26 protein-coding genes and 1 pseudogene are annotated in these 26,084 nt (G+C 62.1%); 9 read left to right on the top strand and 18 right to left on the bottom strand.

Translation table 11 applies throughout. The features are described 5' to 3' along the window. Nucleotides 1–578 precede the first annotated feature (578 nt). The 5 genes from L0U80_RS10735 (at nucleotide 579) to L0U80_RS10755 (ending at nucleotide 4,621) form a co-directional block, all read left to right on the top strand. Complete coding sequence (locus L0U80_RS10735; RefSeq protein WP_233863984.1) at nucleotides 579–1,526, top strand: DnaJ C-terminal domain-containing protein; 948 nt, start codon at nucleotides 579–581, stop codon at nucleotides 1,524–1,526. Nucleotides 1,527–1,706: 180 nt separating this feature from the next. Then, nucleotides 1,707–1,922 carry a hypothetical protein gene (locus L0U80_RS10740; protein WP_233863985.1) on the top strand — a complete coding sequence of 72 codons (216 nt, stop codon included), beginning with the start codon at nucleotides 1,707–1,709 and terminating at the stop codon, nucleotides 1,920–1,922. Nucleotides 1,923–2,047: 125 nt separating this feature from the next. Next, nucleotides 2,048–2,560: a TonB family protein gene (locus L0U80_RS10745; RefSeq protein WP_233863986.1), complete on the top strand. Its 513-nt coding sequence runs from the start codon at nucleotides 2,048–2,050 to the stop codon at nucleotides 2,558–2,560. Nucleotides 2,561–2,948: 388 nt separating this feature from the next. After that, complete coding sequence (locus L0U80_RS10750; protein WP_233863987.1) at nucleotides 2,949–4,265, top strand: MFS transporter; 1,317 nt, start codon at nucleotides 2,949–2,951, stop codon at nucleotides 4,263–4,265. Between the two features lie 176 nt (nucleotides 4,266–4,441). Continuing rightward, complete coding sequence (locus L0U80_RS10755; protein ID WP_233865862.1) at nucleotides 4,442–4,621, top strand: hypothetical protein; 180 nt, start codon at nucleotides 4,442–4,444, stop codon at nucleotides 4,619–4,621. Between the two features lie 52 nt (nucleotides 4,622–4,673). Here L0U80_RS10755 and L0U80_RS31495 read toward each other — a convergent pair whose 3' ends face one another. Further along, complete coding sequence (locus L0U80_RS31495) at nucleotides 4,674–4,799, bottom strand: hypothetical protein (protein ID WP_267954833.1); 126 nt, start codon at nucleotides 4,797–4,799, stop codon at nucleotides 4,674–4,676. Nucleotides 4,800–5,103: 304 nt separating this feature from the next. After that, on the bottom strand, nucleotides 5,104–6,108 hold the full coding sequence (gene waaC, locus L0U80_RS10760) for a lipopolysaccharide heptosyltransferase I (protein ID WP_233863988.1): 1,005 nt from the start codon (nucleotides 6,106–6,108) through the stop codon (nucleotides 5,104–5,106). A 205-nt stretch (nucleotides 6,109–6,313) separates the two neighbouring features. On the opposite strand from waaC, the gene L0U80_RS10765 reads away from it, so the two are divergent. Then, nucleotides 6,314–7,732 carry a chloride channel protein gene (locus tag L0U80_RS10765; RefSeq protein WP_233863989.1) on the top strand — a complete coding sequence of 473 codons (1,419 nt, stop codon included), beginning with the start codon at nucleotides 6,314–6,316 and terminating at the stop codon, nucleotides 7,730–7,732. Here L0U80_RS10765 and L0U80_RS10770 read toward each other — a convergent pair. The 6 genes from L0U80_RS10770 to map form a co-directional block, all read right to left on the bottom strand. Further along, nucleotides 7,636–8,016 carry a hypothetical protein gene (locus L0U80_RS10770; RefSeq protein WP_233863990.1) on the bottom strand — a complete coding sequence of 127 codons (381 nt, stop codon included), beginning with the start codon at nucleotides 8,014–8,016 and terminating at the stop codon, nucleotides 7,636–7,638. The two genes, L0U80_RS10765 and L0U80_RS10770, sit on opposite strands and share 97 nt — an antisense overlap. 304 nt (nucleotides 8,017–8,320) lie before the next feature. Continuing rightward, a complete protein-coding gene (minE, locus tag L0U80_RS10775) occupies nucleotides 8,321–8,575 on the bottom strand; it encodes a cell division topological specificity factor MinE (RefSeq protein WP_233863991.1) in 255 nt (84 codons plus the stop codon). Nucleotides 8,576–8,589: 14 nt separating this feature from the next. Beyond that, nucleotides 8,590–9,405 (bottom strand): septum site-determining protein MinD, encoded by an 816-nt coding sequence (minD, locus tag L0U80_RS10780; RefSeq protein ID WP_233863992.1) that lies wholly within the window; start codon nucleotides 9,403–9,405, stop codon nucleotides 8,590–8,592. A 98-nt stretch (nucleotides 9,406–9,503) separates the two neighbouring features. Next, the gene (minC, locus tag L0U80_RS10785) at nucleotides 9,504–10,340 is read right to left on the bottom strand and encodes a septum site-determining protein MinC (protein WP_233863993.1); all 837 of its coding nucleotides are present in this window, start codon (nucleotides 10,338–10,340) and stop codon (nucleotides 9,504–9,506) included. A 230-nt stretch (nucleotides 10,341–10,570) separates the two neighbouring features. Continuing rightward, on the bottom strand, nucleotides 10,571–11,101 hold the full coding sequence (locus tag L0U80_RS10790) for a GNAT family N-acetyltransferase (RefSeq protein ID WP_233863994.1): 531 nt from the start codon (nucleotides 11,099–11,101) through the stop codon (nucleotides 10,571–10,573). A gap of 154 nt (nucleotides 11,102–11,255) precedes the next feature. Next, nucleotides 11,256–12,041 carry a type I methionyl aminopeptidase gene (gene map / locus L0U80_RS10795; protein WP_233863995.1) on the bottom strand — a complete coding sequence of 262 codons (786 nt, stop codon included), beginning with the start codon at nucleotides 12,039–12,041 and terminating at the stop codon, nucleotides 11,256–11,258. Nucleotides 12,042–12,241: 200 nt separating this feature from the next. On the opposite strand from map, the gene L0U80_RS10800 reads away from it, so the two are divergent. Both L0U80_RS10800 and L0U80_RS10805 read left to right on the top strand, forming a co-directional pair. Further along, nucleotides 12,242–13,009: a glycosyltransferase family 2 protein gene (locus tag L0U80_RS10800; RefSeq protein ID WP_233863996.1), complete on the top strand. Its 768-nt coding sequence runs from the start codon at nucleotides 12,242–12,244 to the stop codon at nucleotides 13,007–13,009. 184 nt (nucleotides 13,010–13,193) lie between these two features. Beyond that, nucleotides 13,194–14,329 (top strand): IS3 family transposase gene (locus L0U80_RS10805; protein ID WP_373322092.1). Its coding sequence is split into 2 segments (ribosomal slippage): nucleotides 13,194–13,449 and nucleotides 13,449–14,329, totalling 1,137 coding nucleotides; the frame shifts between segments, so codons are not numbered across the junction. A 63-nt stretch (nucleotides 14,330–14,392) separates the two neighbouring features. Here the strand turns inward: L0U80_RS10805 and L0U80_RS10810 are convergent. Next, a pseudogene (locus L0U80_RS10810) lies at nucleotides 14,393–14,623 on the bottom strand (recombinase family protein); the annotation flags it as partial. A 376-nt stretch (nucleotides 14,624–14,999) separates the two neighbouring features. Next, nucleotides 15,000–15,530, bottom strand: coding sequence for a hypothetical protein (locus L0U80_RS10815; protein WP_233863998.1), 531 nt, complete (start codon nucleotides 15,528–15,530; stop codon nucleotides 15,000–15,002). Nucleotides 15,531–16,827: 1,297 nt separating this feature from the next. On the opposite strand from L0U80_RS10815, the gene L0U80_RS10820 reads away from it, so the two are divergent. Next, on the top strand, nucleotides 16,828–18,024 hold the full coding sequence (locus L0U80_RS10820) for a tyrosine-type recombinase/integrase (RefSeq protein ID WP_233863999.1): 1,197 nt from the start codon (nucleotides 16,828–16,830) through the stop codon (nucleotides 18,022–18,024). A 7-nt stretch (nucleotides 18,025–18,031) separates the two neighbouring features. On the opposite strand, the gene L0U80_RS10825 is transcribed toward L0U80_RS10820, so the two are convergent. The 8 genes from L0U80_RS10825 to L0U80_RS10860 form a co-directional block, all read right to left on the bottom strand. After that, nucleotides 18,032–18,673, bottom strand: a complete 642-nt coding sequence (locus tag L0U80_RS10825; protein ID WP_233864000.1) for a hypothetical protein — start codon at nucleotides 18,671–18,673, stop codon at nucleotides 18,032–18,034. Between the two features lie 23 nt (nucleotides 18,674–18,696). Continuing rightward, nucleotides 18,697–20,865: a T6SS phospholipase effector Tle1-like catalytic domain-containing protein gene (locus L0U80_RS10830; RefSeq protein WP_233864001.1), complete on the bottom strand. Its 2,169-nt coding sequence runs from the start codon at nucleotides 20,863–20,865 to the stop codon at nucleotides 18,697–18,699. After that, a complete protein-coding gene (locus tag L0U80_RS10835) occupies nucleotides 20,862–21,485 on the bottom strand; it encodes a DUF3304 domain-containing protein (RefSeq protein ID WP_233864002.1) in 624 nt (207 codons plus the stop codon). The genes L0U80_RS10830 and L0U80_RS10835 overlap by 4 nt, the downstream gene beginning before the upstream one ends. A 944-nt stretch (nucleotides 21,486–22,429) precedes the next feature. Beyond that, on the bottom strand, nucleotides 22,430–23,110 hold the full coding sequence (locus L0U80_RS10840; protein WP_373322142.1) for a hypothetical protein: 681 nt from the start codon (nucleotides 23,108–23,110) through the stop codon (nucleotides 22,430–22,432). A gap of 1 nt (nucleotide 23,111) precedes the next feature. Then, the gene (locus tag L0U80_RS10845) at nucleotides 23,112–23,726 is read right to left on the bottom strand and encodes a hypothetical protein (protein WP_233864003.1); all 615 of its coding nucleotides are present in this window, start codon (nucleotides 23,724–23,726) and stop codon (nucleotides 23,112–23,114) included. Continuing rightward, nucleotides 23,723–25,384, bottom strand: a complete 1,662-nt coding sequence (locus tag L0U80_RS10850; RefSeq protein ID WP_233864004.1) for a YfjI family protein — start codon at nucleotides 25,382–25,384, stop codon at nucleotides 23,723–23,725. Before L0U80_RS10850 ends, L0U80_RS10845 begins: the two co-directional genes overlap by 4 nt. Beyond that, nucleotides 25,381–25,671, bottom strand: a complete 291-nt coding sequence (locus tag L0U80_RS10855) for a hypothetical protein (protein ID WP_233864005.1) — start codon at nucleotides 25,669–25,671, stop codon at nucleotides 25,381–25,383. The genes L0U80_RS10850 and L0U80_RS10855 overlap by 4 nt, the downstream gene beginning before the upstream one ends. Further along, nucleotides 25,668–25,868 (bottom strand): helix-turn-helix transcriptional regulator, encoded by a 201-nt coding sequence (locus L0U80_RS10860; RefSeq protein ID WP_233864007.1) that lies wholly within the window; start codon nucleotides 25,866–25,868, stop codon nucleotides 25,668–25,670. The genes L0U80_RS10855 and L0U80_RS10860 overlap by 4 nt, the downstream gene beginning before the upstream one ends. Nucleotides 25,869–26,084 lie beyond the last annotated feature (216 nt).

The following is a 26,084-nucleotide window of genomic DNA, read 5'->3' on the forward strand; positions in this document are numbered from 1 at the left end:
ATTTCACAAGCACTCGTTTGCCAATCCAGCGCCACCGAACAGAAACGAAACCGCGATAACCACGACAGCCTTCTGCACACGCCGCCTGATATCAAACCAACAAAATCCCAAACAAAAAAATGTATATGACCCGGCTTATCGTCACTATCGGCATATCGCGCGCAGACTTTAGGGGTTGTGCAGCCTTATTCGGACGATGTTGACTTCATCGACCCGGCGGCGGTCTGAATGCATCCATTGCGGTTAGCGCGAACACGCCGCCAAACCGCTATCGGCACGGAATTCGTTGCCAGATCAAACAGATGTTGCAACGCCAAAACCACACGAGTTGTTGCGAAACCAAAAGCAATACGCATGCTTCCCGGCAGTTAATTCGGGAAATTGATGTGCCAGAACAAGGCTTTTCCGTCGAAGGGAATGGGCAGGCAAATGCCATACTGCGTATCGTGAGAAAATCGCGGCGCTTCGAAGTCGGCCTCGACATCACGCGGAATACCGCAACCTCAACATCACGCAGACAAGGCCGGAACGCGGGAAGCGCCACTGTCCGACCCGAAAGATAAAAACCAGGAAACCGCTTGAGCTTCGACGAATACTACAGGCGACTGAAACTGCCGTGCACTGCAACATCGGCGGAGGTCAAACGCGCGTACCGGCGACTGAGAGCGAAGTACCACCCCGATCGCAACAAGGGGCGCGAAGCGGCAGTCGAGCCGGTATTCAAGCTCATTCAGGAAGCGTTCGAGATTCTCACCGGCAAGCGCGACGCCTCATCGGCAACCCCGACGCCCGAACCGAACGGGCATCGCAGCGAATCTCCCTCCCCGCGCGAAACTCGCAGGTCGCCACCGATGCGTGGCTCGAACTGTCTGGTCGAACTCTTCGTGCCGCTCGAAGTCGCCATCGACGGTGGCGGCGTCGAAGCGAGCTACCCGGTGAAGGGACCGTGTCATCCATGCGAGAGAGAGAAAGGTGGCTTGCAGTGCGCCCGATGTCTCGGCACGGGCATCAGAACCTGGCGCAAGTCTGAAATCGTACCGATTCCGCGGGGCGCGTGGGACGGCCAGCGTCTTGTGGTCGAAGGCGGCGGTCACCCCGGGGTAAATGGCGGCCCATCGGGCGACGCGATTTTCTCGGTCGCCATTGTCTGCGGCTCGGGCTTCAGTCGAAGCGGACTCGATCTCACCTGCGAGATCGAGGTCGACTTCGTGACTGCCACGCTTGGTGGCAGCGTCGAAGTGAAAATCCTGGGACGCATGCAGGAACTAACGATCCCGCCGAACGCGCACTCGGGCACCGCAATCCGTTTGCCCGGGCTTGGGCTTGCGGACCGTCACGGCTCGCGCGGCGACCTTACGCTGCAACTGGTGCTCACGATACCGGCAGCCGCCGCGCATCTGACCGACACCGAGCGGCAACGACTGCGCGAGATGTTCGCAGATGCACAGCGTCGAGCGATGGAGGCCACGCCTGCGCACCTGCAAGACAATTTCCGGCCACAGACCTTTCGCGTCGGCCGGCAATGACCGGGTGAACGCCGGGCAGGCACCCGGCAGCCGGCGTCATACCCACGCATGCGCTAACGATGAGCCAGTCAGGAGCGCAAACGCAACAATCCGGGCAAGACGGCTAGTCGCCAAGCTCAGAGAGTAGGTACAAACCCTGATATTGCGATAGAATCTCCCCCGTTCAGGGGAATCGTCACCATGCCGCACCGCTACCAACTTCTTGAAAAATTTGCGTTTTCGCTCGTAGTTCTGTCTGCCGTCATGTGTAGCAGCTACATCGCCTGGGAAAGCTCGCCCGATCTTCGCCTGGATGTTCAGCAAGGCAAGGAACTGGTCCTGAAGAGCGGCGAGTTCACGTACGACGCCTGCGCAACCAACTCGGGCGATTCCTGCTCGCAATTCGCGCTCGAGTAAGCCTGCCGGTTTCCTCGCGTGTTCCGCGCCGCCGGTTTGTCGCCCGGCGCAGGGGCACTGCGGATTGCATCCCGCAGCGTATCGACTAAGCTCGAATCTGGACTCGCCTCCGAGCTTGCTCGACGATGATCCGTAGCATCCGTCCGCCCCGCGGCCCCGCCGCATTGTGCGCCCTCGCACTGCGGCGCGTCGGGCCCGTTTTGCTCCTGCTAATCGCAAACGCCTGCACGATCACGCCGCCGCCTCGTCCGGTTGCCACTGTTCCCCCCGCAGCCATCAACAGCTATACGCTCGACCAGTATCGCGAAGCGGTCGCTCGGCGCATCCTCGAACGCAATCCGTCCTATGTCCTGCACGGCACGCCGCAGCCAATGCTGCGCTCGCTCGTGGTCGTGTCGTTTGTAGTCGACCGCGACGGTCAGATCGTGAAATCGTCCGTCTATCGCTCCAACGGCGACAACGATTCCGAAGCCACCGCGCTCTCAACACTGCGCCGCGCAGCGCCGCTGCCTGCGCCGCCCGCGCGGCTCGTCGATGGGCGCGGACAGCTTGAACTGTTCGAGGACTGGCTCTTCAACGACGACGGCAAATTCCAGTTGCGCACGCTAGCATCGCCACAGGCCCAGAATTACGACTGAGCCACGGCTGACGCACCGGACAATCCGTATCACCCCGCCCGTGCGACGCCTTGCTGCATTCGCAGCACGGTCGTTATAATTTTTTGATATCCCCTGGCCGGCCCCGCCCGGCTTCGTTCGTCGACGCGCGCCACCCGCCTCGCCTCGACGGACATCGGCTGCACATGCGCCCACCCTGGCGCCGGTGCGCCGTTCTGATCGCGAGCGCATAACCCGGCTCGCGCGCTGCATGCTGACGAATCGTTGCAGATCACCGATAACGATCGGCCAATGACCGGCAACGTGCGCCGGGACGTCCCGTCCCAGGCTGCCGGCCTGATGCCACTTAGAAAGAACCGTACGCCGCCCCATGGCGACGTCGCGCGTCACAACGACTGGAGACCCTACGATGTCCACCTCACCGATTTCGCCCGTGCGCGCCGACCAATCGGACGCATCGCGACAGCAAAGTACCTCGCGAGTGATCTTCGCGAGCTTTATCGGCACGGCGATCGAGTTCTATGACTTTTATGTGTACGCAACGGCCGCCGCACTCGTGATCGGGCCGGTGTTTTTCCCGCGCGGTTCGGCGACCGCGCAGGCGCTGGCAGCGTTCGTCACATTCGGCATCGCATTCATTGCGCGGCCGATCGGCTCGTTCGTGTTTGGCCATTTCGGCGACCGCATTGGCCGCAAGTCGACGCTCGTCGCCTCGCTGCTCGTCATGGGCCTCTCCACGACGTTGATCGGCTTCGTGCCCGGCTACGACGCGATCGGCAGCGTTGCACCTGTCCTGCTGTGCATTTTGCGTTTCGGACAAGGCATCGGTCTCGGCGGCGAATGGGGCGGCGCAGCACTGCTCGCCACCGAATACGCGCCGCAAGGCAAGCGCGGCTGGTTCGGCATGTTCCCGCAACTTGGGCCATCGGTGGGTTTTCTCGCCTCGAACGGGCTCTTCTTCGGACTTGCCTCGACGCTCTCGGATCAGCAATTCCGCGACTGGGGCTGGCGCGTTCCGTTCATCGTCTCGGCGGTGCTGGTCGCGATCGGCCTCTATGTGCGTCTGAAGATCGCCGAAACCCCGGCGTTCAAGGCCGCGGTCGAACGCGAAGAACGCGTGCGCGTCCCGGTCGCCACGCTGCTCTCGCAGCACTGGTGGCCGACGCTGCAAGGCGCACTGGCGATGGTCGTCTGCTACACGCTCTTCTACAACGCGACGGTGTTCTCGCTCTCGCACGGCGTAACGGCGCTGCACATCCCGCGTCCGAGCTTCCTCGGCATGCTCTGCATCGCGGTCGTGTTCATGGGCCTCGCGACGCCGCTTTCCGCGTGGGCGAGCGACCGCTTCGGCCGCAAGCCGGTGCTGATCGTCGGCTGTATCGCTGCGATCCTCTCGGGCTTCACGATGGAACCGCTGCTCGGTAGCGGCTCACTGCCGCTCGTGCTGCTGTTCCTCGTGATCCAGCTGTTCCTGATGGGCGCCACGTTCGCGCCGATGGGAGCGCTGTTGCCGGAACTCTTCCCGACCAGTGTTCGCTACACCGGCGCGGGCGTCGCGTATAACCTGGGCGGCATTCTCGGCGCTTCGGTGGCGCCGTATATTGCCCAGGTGCTCGCCGCGCGCGGCGGGCTCTCGTGGGTTGGCGCTTACGTTTCCATTGCGGCCGCCGTGAGCCTGTTCGGCGTCCTGACCATGCGCGAAACGCGTCACCGCTCGCTGATGTAATACAAAACGCCCTCATAAGCGCAAAAAAGCGGAGCCCGTCTGACGGGCTCCGCTTTTTTTTGTCTGCGCTTTTTTGTCCGTTTTGACCTTGCCCAGTGCGTGGCTATACTCGGAACAACAGGTCAGTCATTCCAGCTAGCCAACCCTGCTCTACCCGCTCCTGGGAGCCGATGATGATGAACATTCATCTGAGCAACGCAGACATTGTCCTGATGATGGCGCTCGCCTTGGGCATTTCGCTCGTGCTGGCTTTCCGGTTGCGCACCACGAGCTGGCGCGCCGTGATAGTCGAGGCGATTGCGGCGAATGCCGCGGCAATCGCCGCCGTCGTCGCGATAGAAATGCTGCTCGCCTGAGCGGCATCCCCATCGCAGCGTTCACACCGCATTCTCCCTCCCGAACCGCCGATCAATAGTAGCCACGATCGTGATGGTAGCCGCCACCGTAGTAGCCTCCCGGCGGCAATACAATGCACCCGCTCAGCGACGCCGCGAGCAATGCACCTGCAATGAGGGTAAGCGTCAGTCGTTTCACTTCATTCTCCCGTCGAGTCAATGTCTGTAGTCCGGCCGTTTAGTGAGTGGCCTTTGGACGGTTTCGATTGGACACGACAGTGCGCTCGCCAGGCGTTGCAATTTGTAAGCGGCCGTGTGGAACCTGTTACAGCCGAAGCGGCGCGGCCCGCTGCGGTGCCCCGCGCGGAAGATTCGCCAATTCGCGGCGACACTTTTAACAAATCGGTAAACGGAAATTTGCGCGCGAGGCGGCACGGCGAGACGTGCCGCTGCACAGCGTGGCCTCGTGCACTTGCCCGAGGCCACGTCAGACCAAGAGGCGCTCAGGCAGCCGAGGCAACCGAGCCGTCGGCTGAAGCGTTGCTACGCGGCGGGTAGACTGAATCGACCGCGTCGATCGCGACCTTCACGGGCGGCACGTGATTACCATCGCCGATGGAAACCGAACGCCCCGGCGCACGCACGCCGAGATGTTCCGCCGGCGTCGCGACGAAGATCATGACGGTCGGCTTGAGCAGCGCATGGGCGAGGTGGACGAAGCCGGTATCGGTGCCGACGACGAGCGCCACGTCCTCGATGCGCTGCGCCACCTGCTTGACGGAAAGGCGCGGCAGAACGATAGCGCCAGGCACGAGGTCGGCGATCTCGAGCGCCGTTGCGCGCTCGACGTCCGAGCCCCACGGCAGTTCGATGCGCAAGCCGCGCGCTTGCAGTTCGCGGCACACCTCACCCCAGTGCGCAACCGGCCACTTCTTCTCTTCCTTCGACGTCGCGTGGAAGATCATCGCGGTGGGGCTGTCGGGTGCGGGCAGCGCGTCGCCGTCACGCGGAATACGCATGTTGAAGTCGGGCGGCGTATCGACGGTGTAGCCGAGCGCCTCCCCCGCGCTGATACGCATGCCGAGCCACGCATCGCACTTCGGGCGCGGCCCGAAGCGGCCGTTGTAGGCGAAGGCCGCGCCGCGCTCGCCAAGGTCCTGCGCGAGATAGCCATAGCACCGCTTCGAACGCGCGAGCCACGCGATGATGGCGCTTTTGTAGACACCGTGAATATCGATGATAGCGTCGTAGCGCTCGGCGCGCAGTTCGCCGATCGAGGCTGCAATCGCCTTCAGATCGTTCCAGCTGCGCGACTTCTTGAAGCGACGCAGCGGCGCGAACAGCACGCGGTCGACACCCGCGTTCCAGCGCACGATATCGGCAAACGCCTCGTCCGACGCCCAGTCGACTTTCACGCCCGGAAAAGCGCGCTGAATGTCGGCTACTACGGGCAACGCCTCCACGATGTCGCCGAGCGAGGTCACCTTGATAATCAGAATTCGTTTCATTGTCCTGCCGGCCGGGTATCCATGCTTTGTCCGAGATTCTATCGGAATCGCCGTCGCTCAAGGACGTCAATCCGATGCGCCGGCGCCGCCGATTCGTTCCCTGATTTACCGCCGATGCAGCCGCGCTCGTGGAATGCGTGCCCTCCACGAAACGCCAAAAGGCCACCCACCGATATAATTTTGCGTCCGTTCCCCGAAAAAACTCATGCTCCCGGTTAGCCCAAACCTCTCCTCGACTGTCGCACGACGCGCACAACGCCTGTGGCGGCAGTACGGAATCCTGTGGCTCGGCGCCATCGCCGTGGGTCTCGTAGCGGTGTTTTACGCACGGCTGATCGACTGGGGTTACGACGCGTTTCTACACGCGCGACAAGAGCACGTATGGCTGCCGCTCATCGTGACGCCAGCCGTCGCGGCCGTTTCGGTCTGGCTCACGCGCACGTTCTTTCGCGGCGCCGAAGGCAGCGGCATTCCGCAGGTCATCGCCACATTGCACGCAAAGCCGGGCGAATCAGGCGCGAGGCTCCTCACGCTGCGCATTCTCGCGGGCAAAATCGCGGTGTCGTTTCTCGCCATACTCGGTGGCTTCACGATCGGTCGCGAAGGCCCGACCGTGCAGGTTGGCGCGGCGCTCATGTTCAACATGCGCCGGTTTTATCCGCGCACGAACATCCACATCGAGCGCAAGCTCATACTCGCCGGCGCGGCCGCGGGATTGTCCGCTGCGTTTAACACACCGCTTGCCGGCATCGTCTTCGCCATCGAGGAACTCACGCGCAGCTTCGAGGAACGGGCGAGCGGCGTCGTCATCACGACGATCATCATCGCCGGTGTGATCGCGCTCGGGCTCAATGGCAACTACACGTATTTCGGCACGATCCAGGTCGGCACGCATTTTCCCGATCTGCTTGCCGTAGCCGTGGTGCTCACCGCCGTCGTGACCGGCATTGCGGGCGGTGTATTCAGTTGGCTGCTGCTCAACACCGCGCGCTGGATTCCGGGGCCGTTGCGCGAGCTACACGGCAAACGGCCGATCGTATTCGCGGCGCTCTGCGGACTCGCCATCGCCGTAATCGGCCTTGTCTCGGGCGGCACGACGTTCGGCAGCGGCTACACGGAAGCGCGCAGGCTGCTCGACGGACACGAGCAGCTTTCGATGGCGTATCCGTTCCTGAAAATGGCGTCGATGGTGGGCTCGTATCTGCCCGGGATTCCGGGCGGCATTTTCGCGCCGTCGCTGTCGATCGGCGCGGGCTTCGGCAACCTGCTGCACATGGTGTTCGGCAACCTGCAGTTGCAGATGCTCATCGCACTCGCGATGGTCGGCTACCTCGCGGCGGTCACGCAGTCGCCGATCACGTCGTTCGTGATCGTGACGGAGATGACCAACGGCCACGCCCTCGTGATCGCGCTCATGGCGACCGCGCTGATCGCGAGCCGCATATCGCGCATCTTCGTGCCACCGCTCTACGAAGCACTCTCACAGCGCTACAGGGCCCAGCCGCAGTCTGCATCCGGAACGCAGTCTCAGGCCGTGCGGGCGAACGCCGTGCCCGACATGCCGGAGCCGCTCAGGCACAACGAGCCCGAAAGCGCGCAGGCGAACGAAGCGCCCAAAGACTGACGTTTTCCCGAAACCTGCTGGCCATCCGGCCGATACCAACTGGAGCCCTGCACGGTCCCTGGGCCATAGACCGAGCGACGAACTTCGATTCCGCGCTGCCAGCGGCCCATGATCCACACATACTGGCCGTGGGCCAGCTTCCAGTAGCCTCTGGCCGGGATATAGCCGATGAATCGCGCCAGCCTGACATGCGGCGCGACCGATTTGGCTTCAACGTGGTCAGCAGAGACCGGTGAACCGGTTGCGCGAGTGCTGACGGGAACGAACGCAGTGGTGATGAGCATCGGCTTCACTCCGTTGTTGGTATTGACTTCACGTTACGTTTTCCACGCTGGATGGGGTGCTACCCAATCATCGCGCAAACGTAGGGCGCACCATGGCAAGCGGCAAAGTGAAATCCGATGCAACACCGGGGGCGTGCAAAGACGAACCAGCTCAAAAGAGCCTGGAGCAAGGGGAATGAAGCGGGGATAAAGCAGGAATTGCGGCGCGTGCGCAAAGACCACGCACGCACACGGAAACAGACACGACAGCGCAGCCGCGGCAAACCGCAGTGGTAAACAGCCGCGGCCGCGCGCGGCTACACCATCAGGCTTGCGGAATCTCGATCTTGACCTCGAGCACTTCGAGGTCGTCCTGACGTTCGAGACTGACGCGGATATCCTCGTCGGAGATCTTGACGTACTTCGAGATCACCGCGACCAGTTCACGTTGCAGCGCCGGCAGATAATCGGCCGGCGGATGACCGCCTGCCCGCTCGTGAGCAATGATGAGCTGCAGGCGTTCCTTCGCTACTGAGGCGGATCTTTTCTTCTCGCCGAGAAAAAACGTAAGAAACGACATGGGTTGCGCCTCCGTTACTTGGTGCCGAAGAGGCGCTGAAAGAGGCCCGGCTTCTGGTAGTCAGTGAATCGAAGCGACTTGTCTTCGCCGAGAAAGCGCGAGACCACGTCTTTATACGACTCGGCGACATCGGTGCCGTCGAGGTGCACGGCCGGCAAGCCCTGGTTCGACGCGTGCAGCACGGCTTCCGATTCCGGAATCACGCCGATCAGCTCGATACGCAGAATCTCCTGGATATCGGAGAGCGAGAGCATCTCGCCCTCGCTCACGCGCTTCGGGTTGTAACGCGTGATGAGCAGGTGCTCCTTGATGGGATCCTTGCCCTCAATCGCGCGCTTCGTCTTCGACGAAAGCATGCCGAGAATGCGGTCCGAGTCGCGTACCGACGAGACTTCCGGGTTCGTCACGACGAGCGCTTCGTCGGCGAAATGCATCGCGAGCAGTGCGCCCGACTCGATGCCCGCCGGCGAATCGCAAATGATGTATTCGAAGTCCATCGAAACGAGATCGTCGATGACCTTTTCGACACCTTCCTTCGTGAGCGCGTCTTTGTCGCGCGTCTGCGAGGCCGGCAGGATGAAGAGGTTCTCGCACTTCTTGTCCTTGATGAGCGCCTGGTTCAGGTTCGCTTCACCCTGGATCACATTGATGAGGTCGTACACGACGCGGCGCTCGCAACCCATGATGAGGTCGAGATTGCGCAGGCCCACGTCGAAGTCGATGACAGCGGTCTTGTGCCCGCGCAACGCGAGGCCCGATGCGAAACTCGCGCTCGTGGTCGTCTTGCCCACGCCACCCTTGCCCGAAGTCACCACAATGATTTTTGCCATTCCCTTACCTTGCGTTCGTCAGAATCTTCAGTTTGGTTCCATCGCGTGCCGCCCTGGCGCTTCTCGCTACTGCGCGTTGCTCGAAGCCGGGCGGCGCGTCAGGTGAGCCTCAACGGTTCGATCAACAGCTTTTCGTCATCCAGGCGGATCTGCACCGGCTTGCCGGCCACGTCCGCGGTCAATGGGACTTCAGTGGTCCGGTAAATGCCCGCGATCGAAATCAGTTCCGCCTCGAGACATGTGCAGAAAATGCGCGCGTCGTGATTGCCGTGCACGCCTGCGAGCGCACGGCCGCGCAGCGGCGCGTAGATGTGAATGTTGCCCTCGGCGATCACTTCGGCACCGTTCGAGACGAGGCCCAGCACGACCAGGTCGCCCTTCGCATAGATGCGCTGACCCGAGCGCAGCGGACGATCGATCACGAGCGCCGGCTCCGGGCGCGTACCGGGCGCCGCAGTGTCGGACGCCGCGAGTGCGGCATCGGTATCGGATTCGCTTTGGGTGGAAAAGAGTTCGGGCTGCGTGAGCGCAACGGGCGTGCCCTGTGCGTCGGGCGCGGCGGGAACCGGCTCGGCATCGGGTGCTTCCTCCGCTGCGGACTTCGCGCTCGCGGTGCGGCGGTCACGTGCTTCGAGGATCGGCAGCCCCGCTTCTGCGGCCCAGCTGTGCTGCGCGGGCAGTGCGACGACGCCGACCGGACGCATGCTCACGCTTTCGAGCAGGCGCGCGATCTCGCCAATAGCAGCCTGCTCGCCGTCGCCCAGTCTGCGCACGTCGATGGCGACGGTATCGTTCGCAAAAAATTCGGGCGTGGCCTCGAAGCGCCGAGTAAGCTCGGCGCGCATGGCATCTAGCTCCGTAGTCTTGACCACGAACAGAAGCGTATCGACGGAACCGCTCTTCAGTTCAAAATATGGCGATTTCTTGGGCGACATGGCGTTCGACGAAAAATTTTGCGTATTTTACAGGCGTCGACGCGCGCGGCCATTATTTTTAGCGGCTAACTCACGCGATGACAAAGCGAACACGCTACACGGCGCGCCAGACGGACATGGGAAACCCGTGAATTGCGGGTGATCAGATCGAATGGGGAACGATGGACTGTCGCCGCGCAGCGCATCGAGACGCCGCGCGCGGGAGATGTGACGTCAAGGTGTCAGCGCGATCACGCGCTGCGCACGTTGCTCGCGACGTCGCGCACGAGCAGCGTTTCCCACTGTTCGGGCGAATGTTTGCTGGGGACGTGCTCGCCGGTCGCGGCGAAGCCGAGGCGCTCGTAGAAGCGCATGGCCGTGGTGTTGTTGTCGGGGATCCACGCGAAGATCTGCATGGCGCCCTCGGAGACTAGCCAGTCGATCGCAGCATTCAGGAGCAGTTCACCGCCGCGCAGATGCCGCACCGCCGGCGCAACCCACAGCGCCGAAACGAACGCACGGTTCGACGGCTCGGCCTCGAAGCTCGCGCCGATGAGCCCGGCGGGATGCCCCTCGGTGTACAGGATGAACGAGGCACAGGTGTGCGAGTCCGCGTGCCGGGCTGCCGCTGCATCGAAAAAGGCCGCGTCGGCCCGAAGGGTGTCTTCGAGCGTGGTATCACCGAACGCGTAAGGCGCATCGCGCAACGACGCAGTTCGTAGCTCCTGGAGCACGGAACCCTGATCGGCAACGGTACGGCGAACGGTCAGTGACGGACTCATGCAGTCGTAAACCCCTATAAAGCAGTAACGCGTAGCTTTAACCGAACGCGCGCGCGAGTCAAATGCTTATTTCATAAAAATGACGGATCGTCGCGCCGGCGCTTCACACCAGCCCCAACGAGCACGCGGCACTTTACAGCCGGTCACGGAGCAGTCATGGCGATTCGTAATCACCCGTGCCGTCCGGCCAGGGCGTAAGCAGTTCGTAGCCGTCGTCGGTGACGGCGACCATGTGCTCCCACTGCGCCGACAACGAGCGGTCCTTCGTCACCACCGTCCATCCGTCGCGCAGCACGGTGGTACCGGCACGACCCGCGTTTACCATCGGCTCGATCGTGAAGACCATGCCAGGCTTCAGGCGCAGGCCTTGCCCCGGCTGGCCGTAGTGCAGCACCTGCGGCTCCTCGTGATAGACCTTGCCGATGCCGTGGCCGCAGTACTCGCGCACGATCGAAAAGCCGTCAGCCTGCGCTCGCCGCTGGATCGCATGCCCGATGTCGCCGAGCGTCGCGCCAGGTTTCACCTGGCGGATGCCGGCAAGCATCGCCTCGTAGGTAGTGTCGATGAGCTGGCGGCCAACCGTGCTCGGCGTGCCGACCGTGTACATGCGGCTCGTGTCCCCGAAGTAGCCATCCTTGATGACCGCGACGTCGATGTTGATGATGTCGCCGTCCTTGAGGATCTCGTTGCGGCTCGGGATGCCGTGGCACACCACCTGGTTGACCGAGGCGCAGATCGTCTTCGGAAAACCCAGATAGCCCACGTTCGCGGGCACGGCCTTGAGCGTGCCGACGATGAAATCGTGGCAGATCGCGTCGAGTTCATCGGTGGAGACGCCAGCCTTGACGTGTTCCCCGATCATGGCGAGCACGTCGGCGGCGAGGCGACCGGCAATGCGCAGACGTTCGATGTCGGCAGCGGACTTGTAGGTAATAGCCATCTGTGGACCGAAACACGTGCGAGGGCACCAATGGTGCCCAACGCAAAAATTCAAAGGAGTGATTGTACCGGGCAGAGCGCCGCGCGCCGACCCAGATTCACTATCACAGGCGTCGCGCTTTCAGAAGCGTCTTATTGTCGGTCATCGAGGCCCAGCGCAGCATTCAGAATTATCTTACAACGCCGACGGAACACCGAACCATGTCACTCCGCACCCAGCCGAACATCCTGATCGCGCTGCCGACCTACAACCACGCCGTCCACATCGATTTCGCGCTCGCGCTGGCTCGGACCCTCCGCGCACTGAACGATGCCGGTGTGCGTTACGAGACTATCCATGCGGCCTCGTCGCACATCATCCGGGCCCGCAATTTCTTCGCGAATTATTTTCTGAGCCATGACGAGTTCACGCATCTGCTGTTCCTCGATACGGACATGGATTTCTCGCGCGAGGCGCCGCTACGCCTGATTGCGGGCGACAAGCCGGTGGCCGGCGTGGCGTATCCGCATCGCCAGTTCGATCATGGTCGCGTGATCACACAGGCCGACGTGGGGCTCTCGCTGCGAGACTGGCTGGAAAAAAACGTCGATTACACAGCGGCACTGCAGACGAACGAGGCCGGCGACGGCTTCGTGAAGGACGGCTGGGCGGAAGTCCGCCACGTAGGCACGGGCCTCCTCCTGATCCGCCGCGACGCGTTCGAAGCCGTGGTTCCGCTCACGCAGCTCTACCGTGCGCCGTCGCAGTACGCATCGCTGCTAACGGACGGGCGTTTCTACGGATTCTTCGATACCGTCGCCGACGAAGGCGTCTATCTTTCCGAAGACCTGTCGTTCTGCCAGCGCGTGCGCGCAGCCGGCCTGCCGGTCTGGGCGCTGATCGACGAGACGGTCGTGCATCACGGGTCGTCGGCGATTTCGGGGCAATACCTGCGTGCACTGCAAATGCGCGGGCATGTTGGTGGATAGTGCAAGCAAAGTGAGAAGCGCAGGGTGAGCACAAGAACAATGCACGTGGACGCCCATCGTCCCAAGCTTGTCGACGGTCCCCAGCACGTCCGTCGTGAGAGGTGGCCGCGCAAATTCGGACAGTCGGATAAGTGGTTTGGCCGGGGCCTGAGCCAGCGATAATGCTGGCAAAGGAACCGAGGAAATGACGAAGAGAACCCGACGGACGCACTCAGCGGCGTTCAAAGCGAAAGTGGCACTGGCAGCGGTCAAAGGTGAGCGCACGCTGGCCGAACTGGCACAGCAGTTTGATGTACATCCGAACCAGATCACGGAATGGAAGCGGCAGTTGCAGGAGCGTGCGGCAGACGTGTTTGGTGCGACAGGTGCACCGTCGAGCGATCCGCCGGTGGACGTGAAAACGCTGCACGCGAAGATCGGGCAGTTGACGCTGGAGAACGATTTTTTGTCAGGAGCGCTCGGCAAAGCCGGACTGCTGAGCGCAAAGCGATGATTGACTGTACGCATGCGCTGCCGGTTTCGCGACAGACGCGACTGGTTGGCATCGCGAGATCGAGCGCATATTACCGGGCGCAGCCGGTCAGCGAGGTCGATCAGTTGCTGATGCGGCGAATCGACGAACTGCACATGGAGTTCCCATTTGCAGGGGCGCGGATGCTGGCGCGCCTGTTGCGCCGGGAAGGCCATGAGGTGGGTCGCCGTCGCGTACGCACGCTGATGAAGCGCATGGGCGTCGAGGCGCTGTACTGCAAGCCGAACACGAGCCGCCGCAACGCGCAGCACAAGATCTGGCCGTACCTGCTGCGCGGCATGAAGATCGAGCGTGCCAATCAGGTGTTCGCCCTCGACACGACGTACATTCCGATGGCGCGCGGCTTCGTGTACCTGACGGCAGTGGTGGACTGGGCGAGCCGCAAGATTCTCGCGTACCGGGTCGCCATCACGCTGGAAGCCACGCACGCCGTCGAGGCGCTGGAAGAGGCGTTCGCCCGCTACGGACTGCCCGACATCGTGAACACCGATCAGGGTAGCCAGTTCACGGCGGGCGCGTTCACCGAGGCGGTGCTGAGCCGGGGCGTGCGGCTGTCGATGGACGGCAAAGGGGCCTGGCGCGACAACGTGTTCGTCGAACGGGTGTGGCGCAGCATCAAGTACGAAGAGGTCTACCTGAAAGCGTACGAGTCGGTCAGCCATGCCCGGCGCTCCATCGGCGAATACGTCGAGCTGTACAACCGGAAACGGCCCCATTCGAGCCTGGCGGATCAGACCCCGGATGAGGCATACTTCGCGACGCTGCCTGCGATCAAATCGGCAGCATGATTGCCTCGGACGTTCCACTTAAAAATCTCAGATGACTGTCCGAACGAGTGAGGCCACCTCTGTGTTCCGGCCCAGCCGGTCCAGCGTGGTCACGATGAGCTTATCCCCTCGTCCAGCCGGTCCAGTAGTTTGGCGATGCCGGGCCGCTCCGCAGCCGGAACGCTGCCCGAGGTGATTTCCTCAACGGTATGGCGCGGCAGGACCGAAAACCTGGCCGCGCGGCCTTCCCAGCACTTGATTTTCTGTCGTCTGCTCCGCCGTGAAGACGCGGGCGTACAGGAATATGCGAGACATTGGCAACCGCGGTAAGTAATGGTGGCAGCCAAGATGCCAGGTAATCAACGGGTTTACAAGGATTTTCTTACCGGCTCAAACCCGGTCTGGGGAGCGGTAACCAGCCGGACGATATTTTTCCAGCACCCCCGGGGCTGCCGCCCAAGGGGCTTTCTGGAAATAGCAGCCGAACACAAGACGTGGCTGCGTAAGCACGATAGTGGGACTTGACTACCCCGAAGGCACTTGATTGGGCCAACTGGACCGCATTCGATCGTCACAGGACGAGCGCTGATCGCCTCGAAGCAGCCCTAGAAAGGCCGCTCCGGGACTAGCTTGGCAAACTCTGTTCCTATTTCGCCCTTGCGCATCGAGCGAAGAGGACAAAGTTGTCCTTTTACTTCGGCTTGTTCGACGTGCTGCTCTGTTGCGGCTGTGGCGTCGGCTGCGCAGGTGTACTGGGATTCACCGGCTGCATCTTCCCACCAGTAACGCCCCTTTCGACTCGCTGCATCTTCGTTCCGATTGCGCCATCCTGAGCGTACGCCCAATTACCGCTCTTATCGCTTTTGTTCACCATGTTTGCCCCGCTTAAGTTGATCGACACAAATAGAATTGTTAGCGACAAACCGATTGCGAACGCGGTCGCGTATAGCCAGCCGTTGAGATGCTTGGCAATTATCTCGACTATAGCGATCTCGTCATAGGCTGCCTCCTCGCGTTTCTCGTAATAGCGGTACGCGCGGTCAAGTTGCAGTTCAAGTACCCATTGGCTGACAACGTATGAAAGCACGACCAGCACCATTGCCGCAGTGAACGCAACCCACGATCCGTATAGCGCCCATGGCAGCCTTGCTTCACGAATCGGGATGAAGTCTTTGAGAAACCCCAACGATAGTGCCAAGCCCGCACCAGAATACGTCAGCACGGATTTATCTAGATTCTCCGCGTTCGAAATGTGTCGCTTCGAAAGATCATCCCGCGTCCGCTCGTGGATACGCGTCCGCTCCTTCGCATCCTTTTCTGCCGATGACTCGCGAACTGTGCCGCGTACCCGTCGCGTCGCCAAGTTGCGGGCCTACTTCTTGTCGCCGCCGGACTGACCACCACCCCCGTTACCCCCGCCCTTCGGGACCGGCTGCATGCGCTGCCCAATCACTCCAGCATTTACCTCTCGATTCGGCGCGACGATACGCGGCCCAATATTGGGCCGCACGACGCCGCGCGACAGGGGAACAGTGAACGACGGCTTCTTGGTAACCATGGCGATCGCACAGAATTGAATATATGGAGGGAGAGAATACTCCCTCCCCCTTGGGCCTGGACCCGCTTACGTCTTACTTATGACTACCGTGAGGTGTTTTGCTGCGGGGAACCCAAGTGCTGCCGGGTTGACTCGTGGGTGGGAAGGAACGATTTTCCGGAACGGTGGCGAAGTTATCTTTCAGTCCACCACGCGGACCACGCTCTTGATAGATACCGCCCTGATTGCCCGAGTTGCTACCCGGTTTGTTGCCATTTGCCATAAAAGCTCCGTATAGGTATGGCATTAACACGGCAAGCTGCGAAACCCTTAAAACGGTGCGCTATTGCCAAAAGCTGCTATTTGCAATATCGTCACGCGTCCTGTGTCTGCAGGGTAGCGGATGCTTGCCGAAAGGGAGTTTCCGCTTGGTGGGACTCGGTTGCCGCCGAGGCCCCACCATTCTTCTTGTTAGCACTCCCATAGGGAGAGTGCCAACCCCTGTGAGCATATACAGCATCAAACCTGGTTGCAACCCCAGATTTTGTGCCGGTGGGGCACTATGTTGGATTAGGTAGTGGAATCCTCCGACCTGCCGCCCCCTTATCATCAAGCTGAGGCCCCGCGACCGACCACCCGCTAATGCGGCACCCGCCGGGCCTGAGCCACCACCTCCTGGCATCCCAGCTCGCGCTCGGCAGACGACCCAACACCGCATCCTGAGTCTCAAAGGGTAAGCAAACGGTATTTGATAGTCGATTTGTTAGCCGAAAAACAAAAAACCCCGCAAGCCTTTGACTTTACGGGGTTTTTTGAACAATTCTGGCGGAGAGGGTGACCGCCAAAATTCAGTGCGCCCCGGTTCGAGCGAGTGCGCAGAATCCTTTTACATCAGTATCTTACCCTGTATTTTTGTGCGTTCCAGTTTATACTCGTTCGCTCCCATCCGGCGTTTCGTGATGGGCTAGACGATGGGCTGAGAATGGCACTCACAGACAAACAGGCAAAGGCACTCACGCACGGCGACAAACCGGTATTCGACGGCAAGGTAACGGGGTTGATGCTCACCCCCGGCAAGACCGGCAGCAAGTGGACGCTGCGCTTTACCAGCCCCGTCACGGGCAAGCGCCGCGACGCGGGTCTCGGGGTCTATCCTGAAGTCCCGATTGTGGACGCGCGCGAGAAGGCGCTCGCCATGCGCCGCCAGCTTGACGCGGGCAAAGACCCCATCGAAGAGCGCGACCGCGAACAGCAAGCCGCCAGCATTGCCGCCGCCGCGCTCACATTCGAGAAAGCCGCGCGCCAGCTTCATGAAGAACTGAAACCCGGCTGGAAAAACGCTAAGCACGCCGCGCAGTGGATTTCGACACTGGAGACTTACGTGTTTCCGAAGTTCGGCGGCAAGCCGCTAGACGCGATTACGCCCGCCGACTGCGCCGAAGTCCTGCGGCCTATCTGGCTGGAGAAGGCCGAAACCGCCAGCCGTACCCGCCAGCGTATGCACGCAGTGATGCAATGGGCCTGGGCGCACGGCCATATCACTGCGAACCCTGTTAGCGTCGTTGACCATCTCCTGCCGAAGCAGAACGCGAAGAAAGAACATCAACCGGCGATGCCGTGGCGCGACATTCCGGCGTTTGCGAAAGCTCAGTTTCGCGATATCGAACGGGGAGACAACACCCGCGCTGCCCTGCTGTTCCTGATTCTCACGGCTGCGCGTTCGGGAGAAGTGCGTGGCGCGACGTGGGGCGAGTTCGACCTTGACGCCGGTATCTGGACCGTTCCGGGCGAACGGATGAAAGCGAAAGAGCCGCACCGGGTCCCGCTTTCGTCGGCGGCACTCGCGCTCGTCAAGCGGCTGAAAGAACAGAGACAGCACGAAACCCTGGTGTTTCAGTCGCCGCGCGGCAAGGTGCTATCCGACATGTCGCTGACGGCGCTACTGCGCCGCGTGAAAGCCGCCAGCGATACGCCGGGGCGTGTCGCGACCGCGCACGGCTTCCGCTCCAGCTTTCGCGATTGGGCCAGCGAGAGCGGCTACGCCCGCGACCTCGCAGAGCGGGCGCTCGCCCATACCATTGCGAACGCAACGGAAAGAGCCTATCACCGGACTGATTTGCTTGAAGCGCGCCGCCCGATGATGCAATCGTGGGCGGCGTATGTTACGTCGCAATCGTAGCAATCCGCTAGTCGAGCACGCTTCGCGGGACGAAGTGCCAGCAGCAGCTTTCCGGATCGAACAGCGCCAACTGGTTCCCACGAACACCGGGTTCGCGGCATCCTGACTCCCGCAGTGTTCCGGCGATCTGGTTGCAGATACCCTCCAGCCGTGGCCGGTCCCATCGGGACACCTCCACCAGCGTTTCGCGCCATGCGAACAGTCCGGCGCGATCGTACAGACGATCCAGGGCCGCGAGCGCATCGGCGCTTACCTCGAACCCGCCCGTCTCCTGAAAAGGCTGATGCAGCAGCGTGAACTGTTCCGCTGGTGCGCCGTCGACGTGAAGCAGCACCTGTCCGTCGCGCGCCGACCACGCCACATGCAGCGATGCATGATAGTCCGCGCTGCCGCGCTCCAGAAACGCGGCTGGCGGAAGGTCCGCAGCCGCCAGCACGGCGTAGTGCTCATCGCGATGTGCAAGGCCCGCTGCGCCGATGATCGCGTCTATCGGTGAAAGGAAGCAGCGGATCGCCGAGCCGCCCGAGGCGGTCCGGTTGCTCGCGGCAATCGCCGCGCCATCGGCATCGCCCGCCATCAGCACCCAGGCAGCCGGATTCGTGAATAGCCCCGCTGCCCGACGCCCGGATGCCCGTTCAGGTTTGTTCATTGCCTGCATTCCCGGTGCTGCGGCTAGTGCGTGCCAAGGTCGGCATCGGACGCCATGCCGAAGTAGCGGACGCGCTTGTCACCGCCAGCCCAGTACACGCGCGGCCAGCCGTAACCGCCGGGCGCGTACTCGTGCCAGTAGTGCAGCCGGAACCAGCAATGACTGTCGTGGATAAAATTGTCGTACAGGCCGATCAGGGTGACATTCTGCTTCAGCCGGGCAATGGCTTCGTCCGATGTGTGCTGCTTCAGGAACGGCATCACCCCCGTCAGTGGCGCGGCCATCACGTCATCGTCCGGACTGAACTTGCTCATGATGACAGCCCATACGGTCTTGAACAGAAACCCGGCATGCGCCAGCGTCACCGCCGGAGAGTCGCTGCGCGGCTGGTCGTGCTTCACAAACAGCGTGATCTCGGGCGTGGCCGGATAGGCGTTTTTCGACGGATTGACCCTGATGTTTTGCCCAACCTTCCAGCGCTCCAGTTGATCCGGATAGAGATGGCCCAGCAGCAGGCGCATCTCTTCCGCGCCCTGGCGCAAATCCGTCTGGTCGTTGGTGCCGATATCGAAGGGCCCTTCGCCCGGTCGCGCGACCTTGGGGGGCTTCACGTCCGGATAGGCCGCGCCGCCGCATAGCGCTTCGTCGCGCTCGCGAATGGCCTTGTCCAGGGCGTCGAGTTTATCCTCGTATGCCTGCGCATCGGGCATGTCCGGCGGAAAATCATTGTTCCGTATGGCCTGCCACTTCTGCGTGTCCACCTGGTTGCGTTGCGCGCTCAGCGCGTTGTACTCCGGGTCGTTTTCCTTCGCCGCATCATAGTCAGTCAGCACCTTGAACGGGGTGAGGGCGTCTTCGTGCGCCTGCTTGAAAAACGCCTGTTCCGTCACGTAATCGGCCGTGTTGATCTGGGCACGCATCGCACGCCAGGTCAGCATCTGCCCCATGCCGAACTTCAGCGCGTCGCCCACGTTCCTGAGCGGCTCGCCCTCCGTGGTCTTCACCCACGCATTGAACGCTTCGACCGTCGCGGGGTTCAGGGCGAAATCGTCTTCAAAGATCGACTTGTACTTTGGCCGGTCCTTGAAGTGCTTCTCCGCTGCCAGCGGAACGCCGAATCGCAACGCGGCGATATACATGTCGTGCAATGCGATCTGGCTGAGCTTGTGGCTGTCGTCGTCCGGCTTGCCCTTGCCCTGTTCGCCCGGTCCGTACCCGCCGCCCACGTCCGAGTGCACGCCTGGATAGGCGACTTCACACCGCAAACCTGGACTGTAGGTTGTCCCCTTTGCAATCGAGTCCAGCGGAAAACTCATGCGCTGCTCGTGGATCGAGAAAGCGTGATGAACGTAGCGTACCGAGTCCGGGATGTCCAGCCCGCCGCCGGAAGCGAAGTCACCGTGCCCGTCGAACATGTCAAGATCAACGGATGAACGCGCCGAATCCGGCAATCCGACCGATGCAACCGTATCGAACAGCCCCATGAAGTTGACCTGGTAGCGGATTGGACGCCCATCCGTACTGGCAAACTGGCCGCCGGGTGCCCACTTGTTGACCAGCCGGTGGACGAAGGCGCGTGCGCCTGCTGCGCCCCGCGAGAAGCCAATCACATTGATCCAGACATACGCCACCGTGCGGGGGTGCTGGCCCGCGTCGAACTTGTCCTTGTGCGCAACAGTCAGGCGGTGAACCGCCTTCTTGAGCTCGTCCGGACGATCGAGCGCGCCCTCGTTGCAGAACCTGGCAAGGTTTGATTGGGGGATCAGTTGCTTGAAGTTGCTCCGGGTAATGGCGTAGTAGATCGCATTAAGCACCTGCGCATAGCCCCAGACACACCGCTGGTTGAAACCTGCCGCAAACGCTTTACCCTTAGTCGTATAGAGCTCTTCGTCGATATCGGGAAACGGTGTGCCAACACCAGGCGCATAGAAGGCGAAAGTCCCGTTTTCCGGTTCCCAAAGTGCCATGTTGCGCAGGCGCGCAACATTGGTGTGCGCCTTGTGGAGCGAATCCTTCCAGGCATTATTGGGATCGTCGTTATTATTTGTCCCGTCGAAAAACAGCGTGATATTAAGAGTTTGCGGGCAGGACATTCTCGGATCGAGAACGAGACACAAGCCCGTTTGCTGCGCTATGTCACTCTGCGGCAGGCGACCTCCCTCGGTCATGGTTTGCGGCCATTCAAGACTCATCGGTTATTTCCTTTCAGGTAGAGTGCTTCCCACTCGGTATCGCGCACGCCTTGGGCCATGTAAGGGTCGTTATCGGGCGGACGGATGTCGGGGTTGTTCCCGCCATTGGGGTCAACGCCATCAGGCACCATGATCCGCATGCGGTGGCCCGGCAGAAAGACACCCCAGATATAGCCTGCGGTCTTGCCGTCATACTTCGGTATCCGGACGTTCTCGGCCTTGTACCAGTGCTTGACCACCTTGTTGCCTTCATCTTCGTAGGCAAGCCAGCGCACCGTTAGCCTCAGGTCAGGATGCCAGACAGCGGGCAGCGTGCCGCAGCACGACACAACGGCTCCCCCAACTCGACCACTGCGACTGAGTTCATGAACGGGGCCGCCTCCACCACTGATGCCTGAATATTTCGGACCTTCAAAGCCAAACGTGTAGATCAAGTCCGTTGAGTAATTCAACCCCGCAATATCGCCGCTTTGTAGCTTGCCGAAATTCGGTACGACAACCTGCGGCAGAGGTGGCTGCGGTGCAGCCGCACACGCCGAGAGCGCAATAGCCAATGAGACGACCACGCCCGCGAGTTGGCAGCCGCGCTGCCTTGTCCCGCCGACTTCGTTTTCTTTCACGCGAGATTCCTTTCTTCTTTTTTTGGAATAACCCATGTCGACATTAACGGAGTAAGTCGCACCAGAGAATCGGACTTATCCGGAAAATCGTTAATTCTTGTTAACCGCAACGCGTTCTACACCATTCGTTGCGGCGGCTGGCTGGCGCAATGCGAAGTGTCCGACGACATTCACCCGCTCGCGCCGTCCGTCAACCCGCGACGGGTCCTTCCTGTTGTCGATAGCGGCGCGGGTGCGAAGACGCGCGGATAGTGAGTAGCTAGGGGTCCGCAAAAGTATTCGCATTCGCATATCGATTCGGCCAGTGGCGCTTCTGGCAAGGCTTCCGGGCCGCAGAATGCGAACATGCATGCGGACAAAAATGCGAACCTTGCGGACATTCGCACGGATGTCGAGGAGCACTTCGCATGCGGCCAACACTCAGGTTGTCCCAGGACAATTTTCCAGGCTGATAGCTTGGCGAAAAACACGCGCCTTCGTGTCCGCATGGCATTACGTCACGTGGAAGTACCTTTTGCGTGGGGAGTGTCGTTTGAGCCGCGTTATGCGTGCTGGCGGGCGCACCGGGCGTCTATCCGGTCACAAAGGCGCGGGCGAATTCGCGCCTTGCGCCCCTCGCGAGCCGCCTTTTCGGACGGCTGCACGCCCCACGCACAAAGACGCGCCGCGATTGTTGCGGAAACGGAAACAGGAGATTCGCGGCCCGTTGTGATTGTGACCGGCCCGTTTTCCAGACCGGAATTTCCCCGAGCAGTGCGCGTCGCCACATTCCCCGCGCGCGACTAGTGGTCCGGGAGTACCTTTTTTATGGGCGGAAGATTCAGCGCGCAAGTCGCTTTTTGCATTCGCGCAACAGCGCACGCAGTTCGCGCAGTTGGATCCGCCAGCGCTTTCCCGCCATGCCGTGAACCGTTGCATTACTGGCCGATACGGCCTTGCCTGCCTCAGTGCGCGGTCCCGTTGACCGTTCCCACGGCTTCCAGCGCCGTATCGCCTCGGCCTGCTTCGCCCGCCGTTCCGGCGTCCATCCGTTTGCCATCGCTCGATTCCAATAGTTCGTTCGGCGTGTCACCGTTTTTCCCGCGCGCGTGAGGGGCTGGCGGCGCGTTGGCATGTTCGCCACCGGTCCCGTTGTTCACCTGTTGCGGCCCGTTCGCAATGTTCGCCTGATTCACGAACGCGAGCGGGCGCGGGTTCTTGATTTCCGCCAGCGCTTCGAGCGTCGCGCGGCACTGCGCCTGCGCCTTCAGTGCCAGCGAAAGATGCACCTGCATCTGGTTCAGGTATTCGCAGAATGCCGCCTTGCGGGCAAGCTGATTGAAGATCATGTCCAGCGTGTTCGCCTGCGTGAACAGCATGGATTCAACGCGCGACATGTCGCCCTTGCGGACCTCTTCGGATTGCTCGCGCAGCAGACTGGCGTAAGTGCTCAGGTCTAGGCTCTCGCCAAACATCGGGACGGCATACGCGCGATTCGTAATCGCGCCGCGCAAACGCACGTTGGCCGCCAGCGTCGCATCGCGTCTTACTTCATCGTCCAGCAGTTCGGCAGGAAGCTGTATCGCTCCCGGTTTGCGCTCGAATAGCGCCTTGTCGGCGGCCTTCACCTTTGCTTTCGTCGCCACGTCAGCCCCTCCGATCCTCCAGACCTTCCAGCCGCCACGAACGCGCCGCCAGCAGCGCCGCCGCCTCGGCCTCGGCGCGGCGCTCGGTCAGCTTCGCATGGAAGTGGTCGATATTCGGCAGCAAGTCCGCCAACGGCCCGTTGGCCGCGCGGTCCATCGTGTCCGCGTAGCGCGCCGGCGTCCACGCTTCAGCGCGTGCGAGCGCGTCAATCATCGCGAACAGTTCGGCGCGCAGCCGCCGCACGTTGTCCGCTTCGAGATACGGCCCCCAGGGCAGATAGGGACCGCCGTCCGGGTCAATCAGCGCCCCGGCGCAATTGTCCGGCTCGGCCTGCGGGTCGTTTGCAGCCTCGACCGCCTCAGCCACATCCGGGGATGTGTTTTTCAAAACGGGGCTACCCGGGCACCCGCCAAAACCACCCGAACCTTCGCCGCTCGCCGCTACGGCTTCGACGATGGCTGCTTCAGGCAGAGGCTCATTTTTCAAAATGCGGTCACCCGGGTACCCGCCGAAACCGCCTAAACCCTGTTCCGGGACTTTTGGCAGTTTTGGCGGGTCACCGGGTAGGCGCTTTTCTGATTTCATGGCCTTGAGCAAGTCCAGGTAGCGGCTCATTTCATCGCCTCCGGGTTGACCATGTAGCGCGGCTCGCGTGGCCGTCCGCCTTTCGCGCTGTTCTCCGCTTCCAGCACCTCGACCAGATAGCCGTGCTCGACCAGAATAACGACCGCTTCCGCCGCCTGTTCGCGGTCCGCCAGCATCGACCATTCGTTCCGGTACACCTGTTTGAGCGCGAAAGCACTCTCCGGTAACTTGCCCTCGGCCAGCTTTTTCGCAAGCGTCCGCGCCCGGTCCATCGCCGTCACGATGCCGGTACCGTAGGCGCGGCGCGCGTGCATCGCCAGGTACTCACCCCACGCCAGCGCCCGCGCCATCGCCTCGACGCCCACCGGCCCACGCCCGCCGTCCGCCAGATGCGATATCAGCGCGAGCGACGGCACCAGCTTTCGATACTTCGCGAAGTGCGATTCCAGCGCCGGATGCAGCCCGCCGCTGCGAAGCATGGCCTCCCACTGTGCGCGCCAGTCGCGGAACATCGCGAGCGCGGCCTCGTCCAGCCGAAGAAACGGCGGCATTCCGGCCTCGATCTCGCCCGCGTGGTTAAACACTGGCTCGGCGTCCCAATCGGCCAGTGGGTCAGCCGCCGCAAGCCGCTCGAATACGGCGAACGCTGCGTTCTTCTTCTCCGTATCCGGCCATGTGTCCACGTCTTTCCAGTCCGGCGACACGTCCGGCCATACCAGCAGCCCGAAGCGCTGCATCAGCCCGTCATTGGCCGCCGCGTCCTGCGTGACCTCCCGCAAGTACTCACCGATGCGCCCAGGCTGCGTGCTGCCCGCCAGCGAGAGACAGACCGCCTCCGCGCGAAGGTTGCGGCCACGCCCGATACGATCCACCGTGTACGGGTCGTTTCCGTTCCAGCCGGTCAGGTAAAAGCCGCGCGCCGATTCCTGGCCTTCGCGGTCCAGTCCGCGCAGCAGGCTCACCAGTTCGTCACGATAGACGCCCACGCCCTGCGGATTCTCGCCACAGATTTCCATCAGCGCCTCCACGGTCGCATCGTTGACCAGATAGCGGCGCTGTACGGGCGCAATCGGCTCGTCAATCTCGACGCGCGCAAGGTTCGCGTGCGGGTTCTTCTTCAGCGCCGCGCGGTCGTTCTTCTCGATGGCATCCTCACGCATGTCATAGAGGCGCTTCGCCTCGGCGTATCCCTCCATCGCGAAGTCAAAATCCTTGTCCGCTTCAGCCTGCAAGCGGTTCAGCGGGGCGAGCGCCGCGCGCATGGCGGGCGACTTCATCACGGACGGACGGCCTACCACACAGGTCCAGACGTTCGCGTACTCGGTCCAGTCGTCGCACGCCTTCGGGCGCACGCCCACGCGCCGCCCGATCACGATGCCGAGCGCGCTCATGATCGTCACGGCCACGAAGTCAGGCGGGCACTGCATACGCTCCACAATGTCCGCCGCCCACGGGCGCAGCGCTTCAGGAAGCAACACCATGTCAAACACTTGCACCGGCACAAGCTCGCATTCGGGCAGCGGCGTGACGACCGGCCAGGCTGGCGGGCCATCCGGCGCGACCTTGACCCGATTGAAGAAGGCTTCGCGCGTCGCCTGGATCGCCTCACGCTCGGCGCGCTGGCGCTTTGCGGCCTGATTGGATGCCGCGATCTCCGCGAACGTCGCCGCGCCGAAATCGTTGCTCATAGCTCGCCCCGTTCCGCGCGTTCGCGCAGCGCCATCAGCAGTGATACGCGCGCGTTTTCCTCGATCCAGGCGCGATGCTCGGCCCATTGCTCCGGCGTCATGCTTCGCTCGCAGCGCGCCAGTTCGCCCGCCAGCAGACGCGCAGCATAGGCATGGAGCGCAGCGCCTGAGCGCGCCGGTTGCTGGCGGGCCGCTTCAGCACGGGCCGCCTCCCGGACGGATTCCAAGCTCTCAGGATCGCAAGAGGACGCCGCCCGCTCCACAGCGAAGGTCACGGATGCGCTCATACGCCCTCCGCTTCGGTGCGGGTTGATTCGCGTGCCGCGAGCCATGCCTCGATATCGGCTTCACGCCAGCCGACCGAGTTTTCGCCCAGGCGAACCGGGGCCGGGAAGCGCTTTTCGCGAATCCACTTGTAGATGGTGGTTTTCTTGACGCCGACGACGGCAACCACGCCAGCAAGACGAAGGATTTTCGTGGCCATTTCTCGTATCTCGAAAAACAGCCGGTTCCGGGCGGAACATGGATATACGGACAGCCTGTACAGGCGCACAGCGCTATCGCTTGGAGCGGCCCGATGAAATTTCAGGGCTTGACAACCAAAGTGTTTACCAGCGCAGCAGGCTTAACGTACCATCAAGGCGCGGCGCTCTCGTCAAGCGTCGCAGTTCCGCAAGGAACCGGGCTACCAACCCAATCG

Origin of the sequence: Paraburkholderia adhaesiva, assembly GCF_021390575.1 — a bacterium.
Classification (GTDB): domain Bacteria; phylum Pseudomonadota; class Gammaproteobacteria; order Burkholderiales; family Burkholderiaceae; genus Paraburkholderia; species Paraburkholderia adhaesiva.

What these genes read in the sequence shown, in the direction of transcription:
- minC (WP_233863993.1), bottom strand. Translation starts at nt 10,340, where the DNA reads ATGTCGCCCAAGAAATCGCCATATTTTGAACTGAAGAGCGGTTCCGTC.
- L0U80_RS10845 (WP_233864003.1), bottom strand. Translation starts at nt 23,726, where the DNA reads ATGAGCCGCTACCTGGACTTGCTCAAGGCCATGAAATCAGAAAAGCGC.
- L0U80_RS10745 (WP_233863986.1), top strand. Translation starts at nt 2,048, where the DNA reads ATGATCCGTAGCATCCGTCCGCCCCGCGGCCCCGCCGCATTGTGCGCC.
- L0U80_RS10850 (WP_233864004.1), bottom strand. Translation starts at nt 25,384, where the DNA reads ATGAGCAACGATTTCGGCGCGGCGACGTTCGCGGAGATCGCGGCATCC.
- L0U80_RS10750 (WP_233863987.1), top strand. Translation starts at nt 2,949, where the DNA reads ATGTCCACCTCACCGATTTCGCCCGTGCGCGCCGACCAATCGGACGCA.
- L0U80_RS10800 (WP_233863996.1), top strand. Translation starts at nt 12,242, where the DNA reads ATGTCACTCCGCACCCAGCCGAACATCCTGATCGCGCTGCCGACCTAC.
- map (WP_233863995.1), bottom strand. Translation starts at nt 12,041, where the DNA reads ATGGCTATTACCTACAAGTCCGCTGCCGACATCGAACGTCTGCGCATT.
- L0U80_RS10740 (WP_233863985.1), top strand. Translation starts at nt 1,707, where the DNA reads ATGCCGCACCGCTACCAACTTCTTGAAAAATTTGCGTTTTCGCTCGTA.
- L0U80_RS10860 (WP_233864007.1), bottom strand. Translation starts at nt 25,868, where the DNA reads ATGGCCACGAAAATCCTTCGTCTTGCTGGCGTGGTTGCCGTCGTCGGC.
- L0U80_RS10765 (WP_233863989.1), top strand. Translation starts at nt 6,314, where the DNA reads ATGCTCCCGGTTAGCCCAAACCTCTCCTCGACTGTCGCACGACGCGCA.
- L0U80_RS10770 (WP_233863990.1), bottom strand. Translation starts at nt 8,016, where the DNA reads ATGCTCATCACCACTGCGTTCGTTCCCGTCAGCACTCGCGCAACCGGT.
- L0U80_RS10820 (WP_233863999.1), top strand. Translation starts at nt 16,828, where the DNA reads ATGGCACTCACAGACAAACAGGCAAAGGCACTCACGCACGGCGACAAA.
- L0U80_RS10825 (WP_233864000.1), bottom strand. Translation starts at nt 18,673, where the DNA reads ATGAACAAACCTGAACGGGCATCCGGGCGTCGGGCAGCGGGGCTATTC.
- L0U80_RS10790 (WP_233863994.1), bottom strand. Translation starts at nt 11,101, where the DNA reads ATGAGTCCGTCACTGACCGTTCGCCGTACCGTTGCCGATCAGGGTTCC.
- minE (WP_233863991.1), bottom strand. Translation starts at nt 8,575, where the DNA reads ATGTCGTTTCTTACGTTTTTTCTCGGCGAGAAGAAAAGATCCGCCTCA.
- L0U80_RS10830 (WP_233864001.1), bottom strand. Translation starts at nt 20,865, where the DNA reads ATGAGTCTTGAATGGCCGCAAACCATGACCGAGGGAGGTCGCCTGCCG.
- L0U80_RS10855 (WP_233864005.1), bottom strand. Translation starts at nt 25,671, where the DNA reads ATGAGCGCATCCGTGACCTTCGCTGTGGAGCGGGCGGCGTCCTCTTGC.
- L0U80_RS10755 (WP_233865862.1), top strand. Translation starts at nt 4,442, where the DNA reads ATGAACATTCATCTGAGCAACGCAGACATTGTCCTGATGATGGCGCTC.
- minD (WP_233863992.1), bottom strand. Translation starts at nt 9,405, where the DNA reads ATGGCAAAAATCATTGTGGTGACTTCGGGCAAGGGTGGCGTGGGCAAG.
- waaC (WP_233863988.1), bottom strand. Translation starts at nt 6,108, where the DNA reads ATGAAACGAATTCTGATTATCAAGGTGACCTCGCTCGGCGACATCGTG.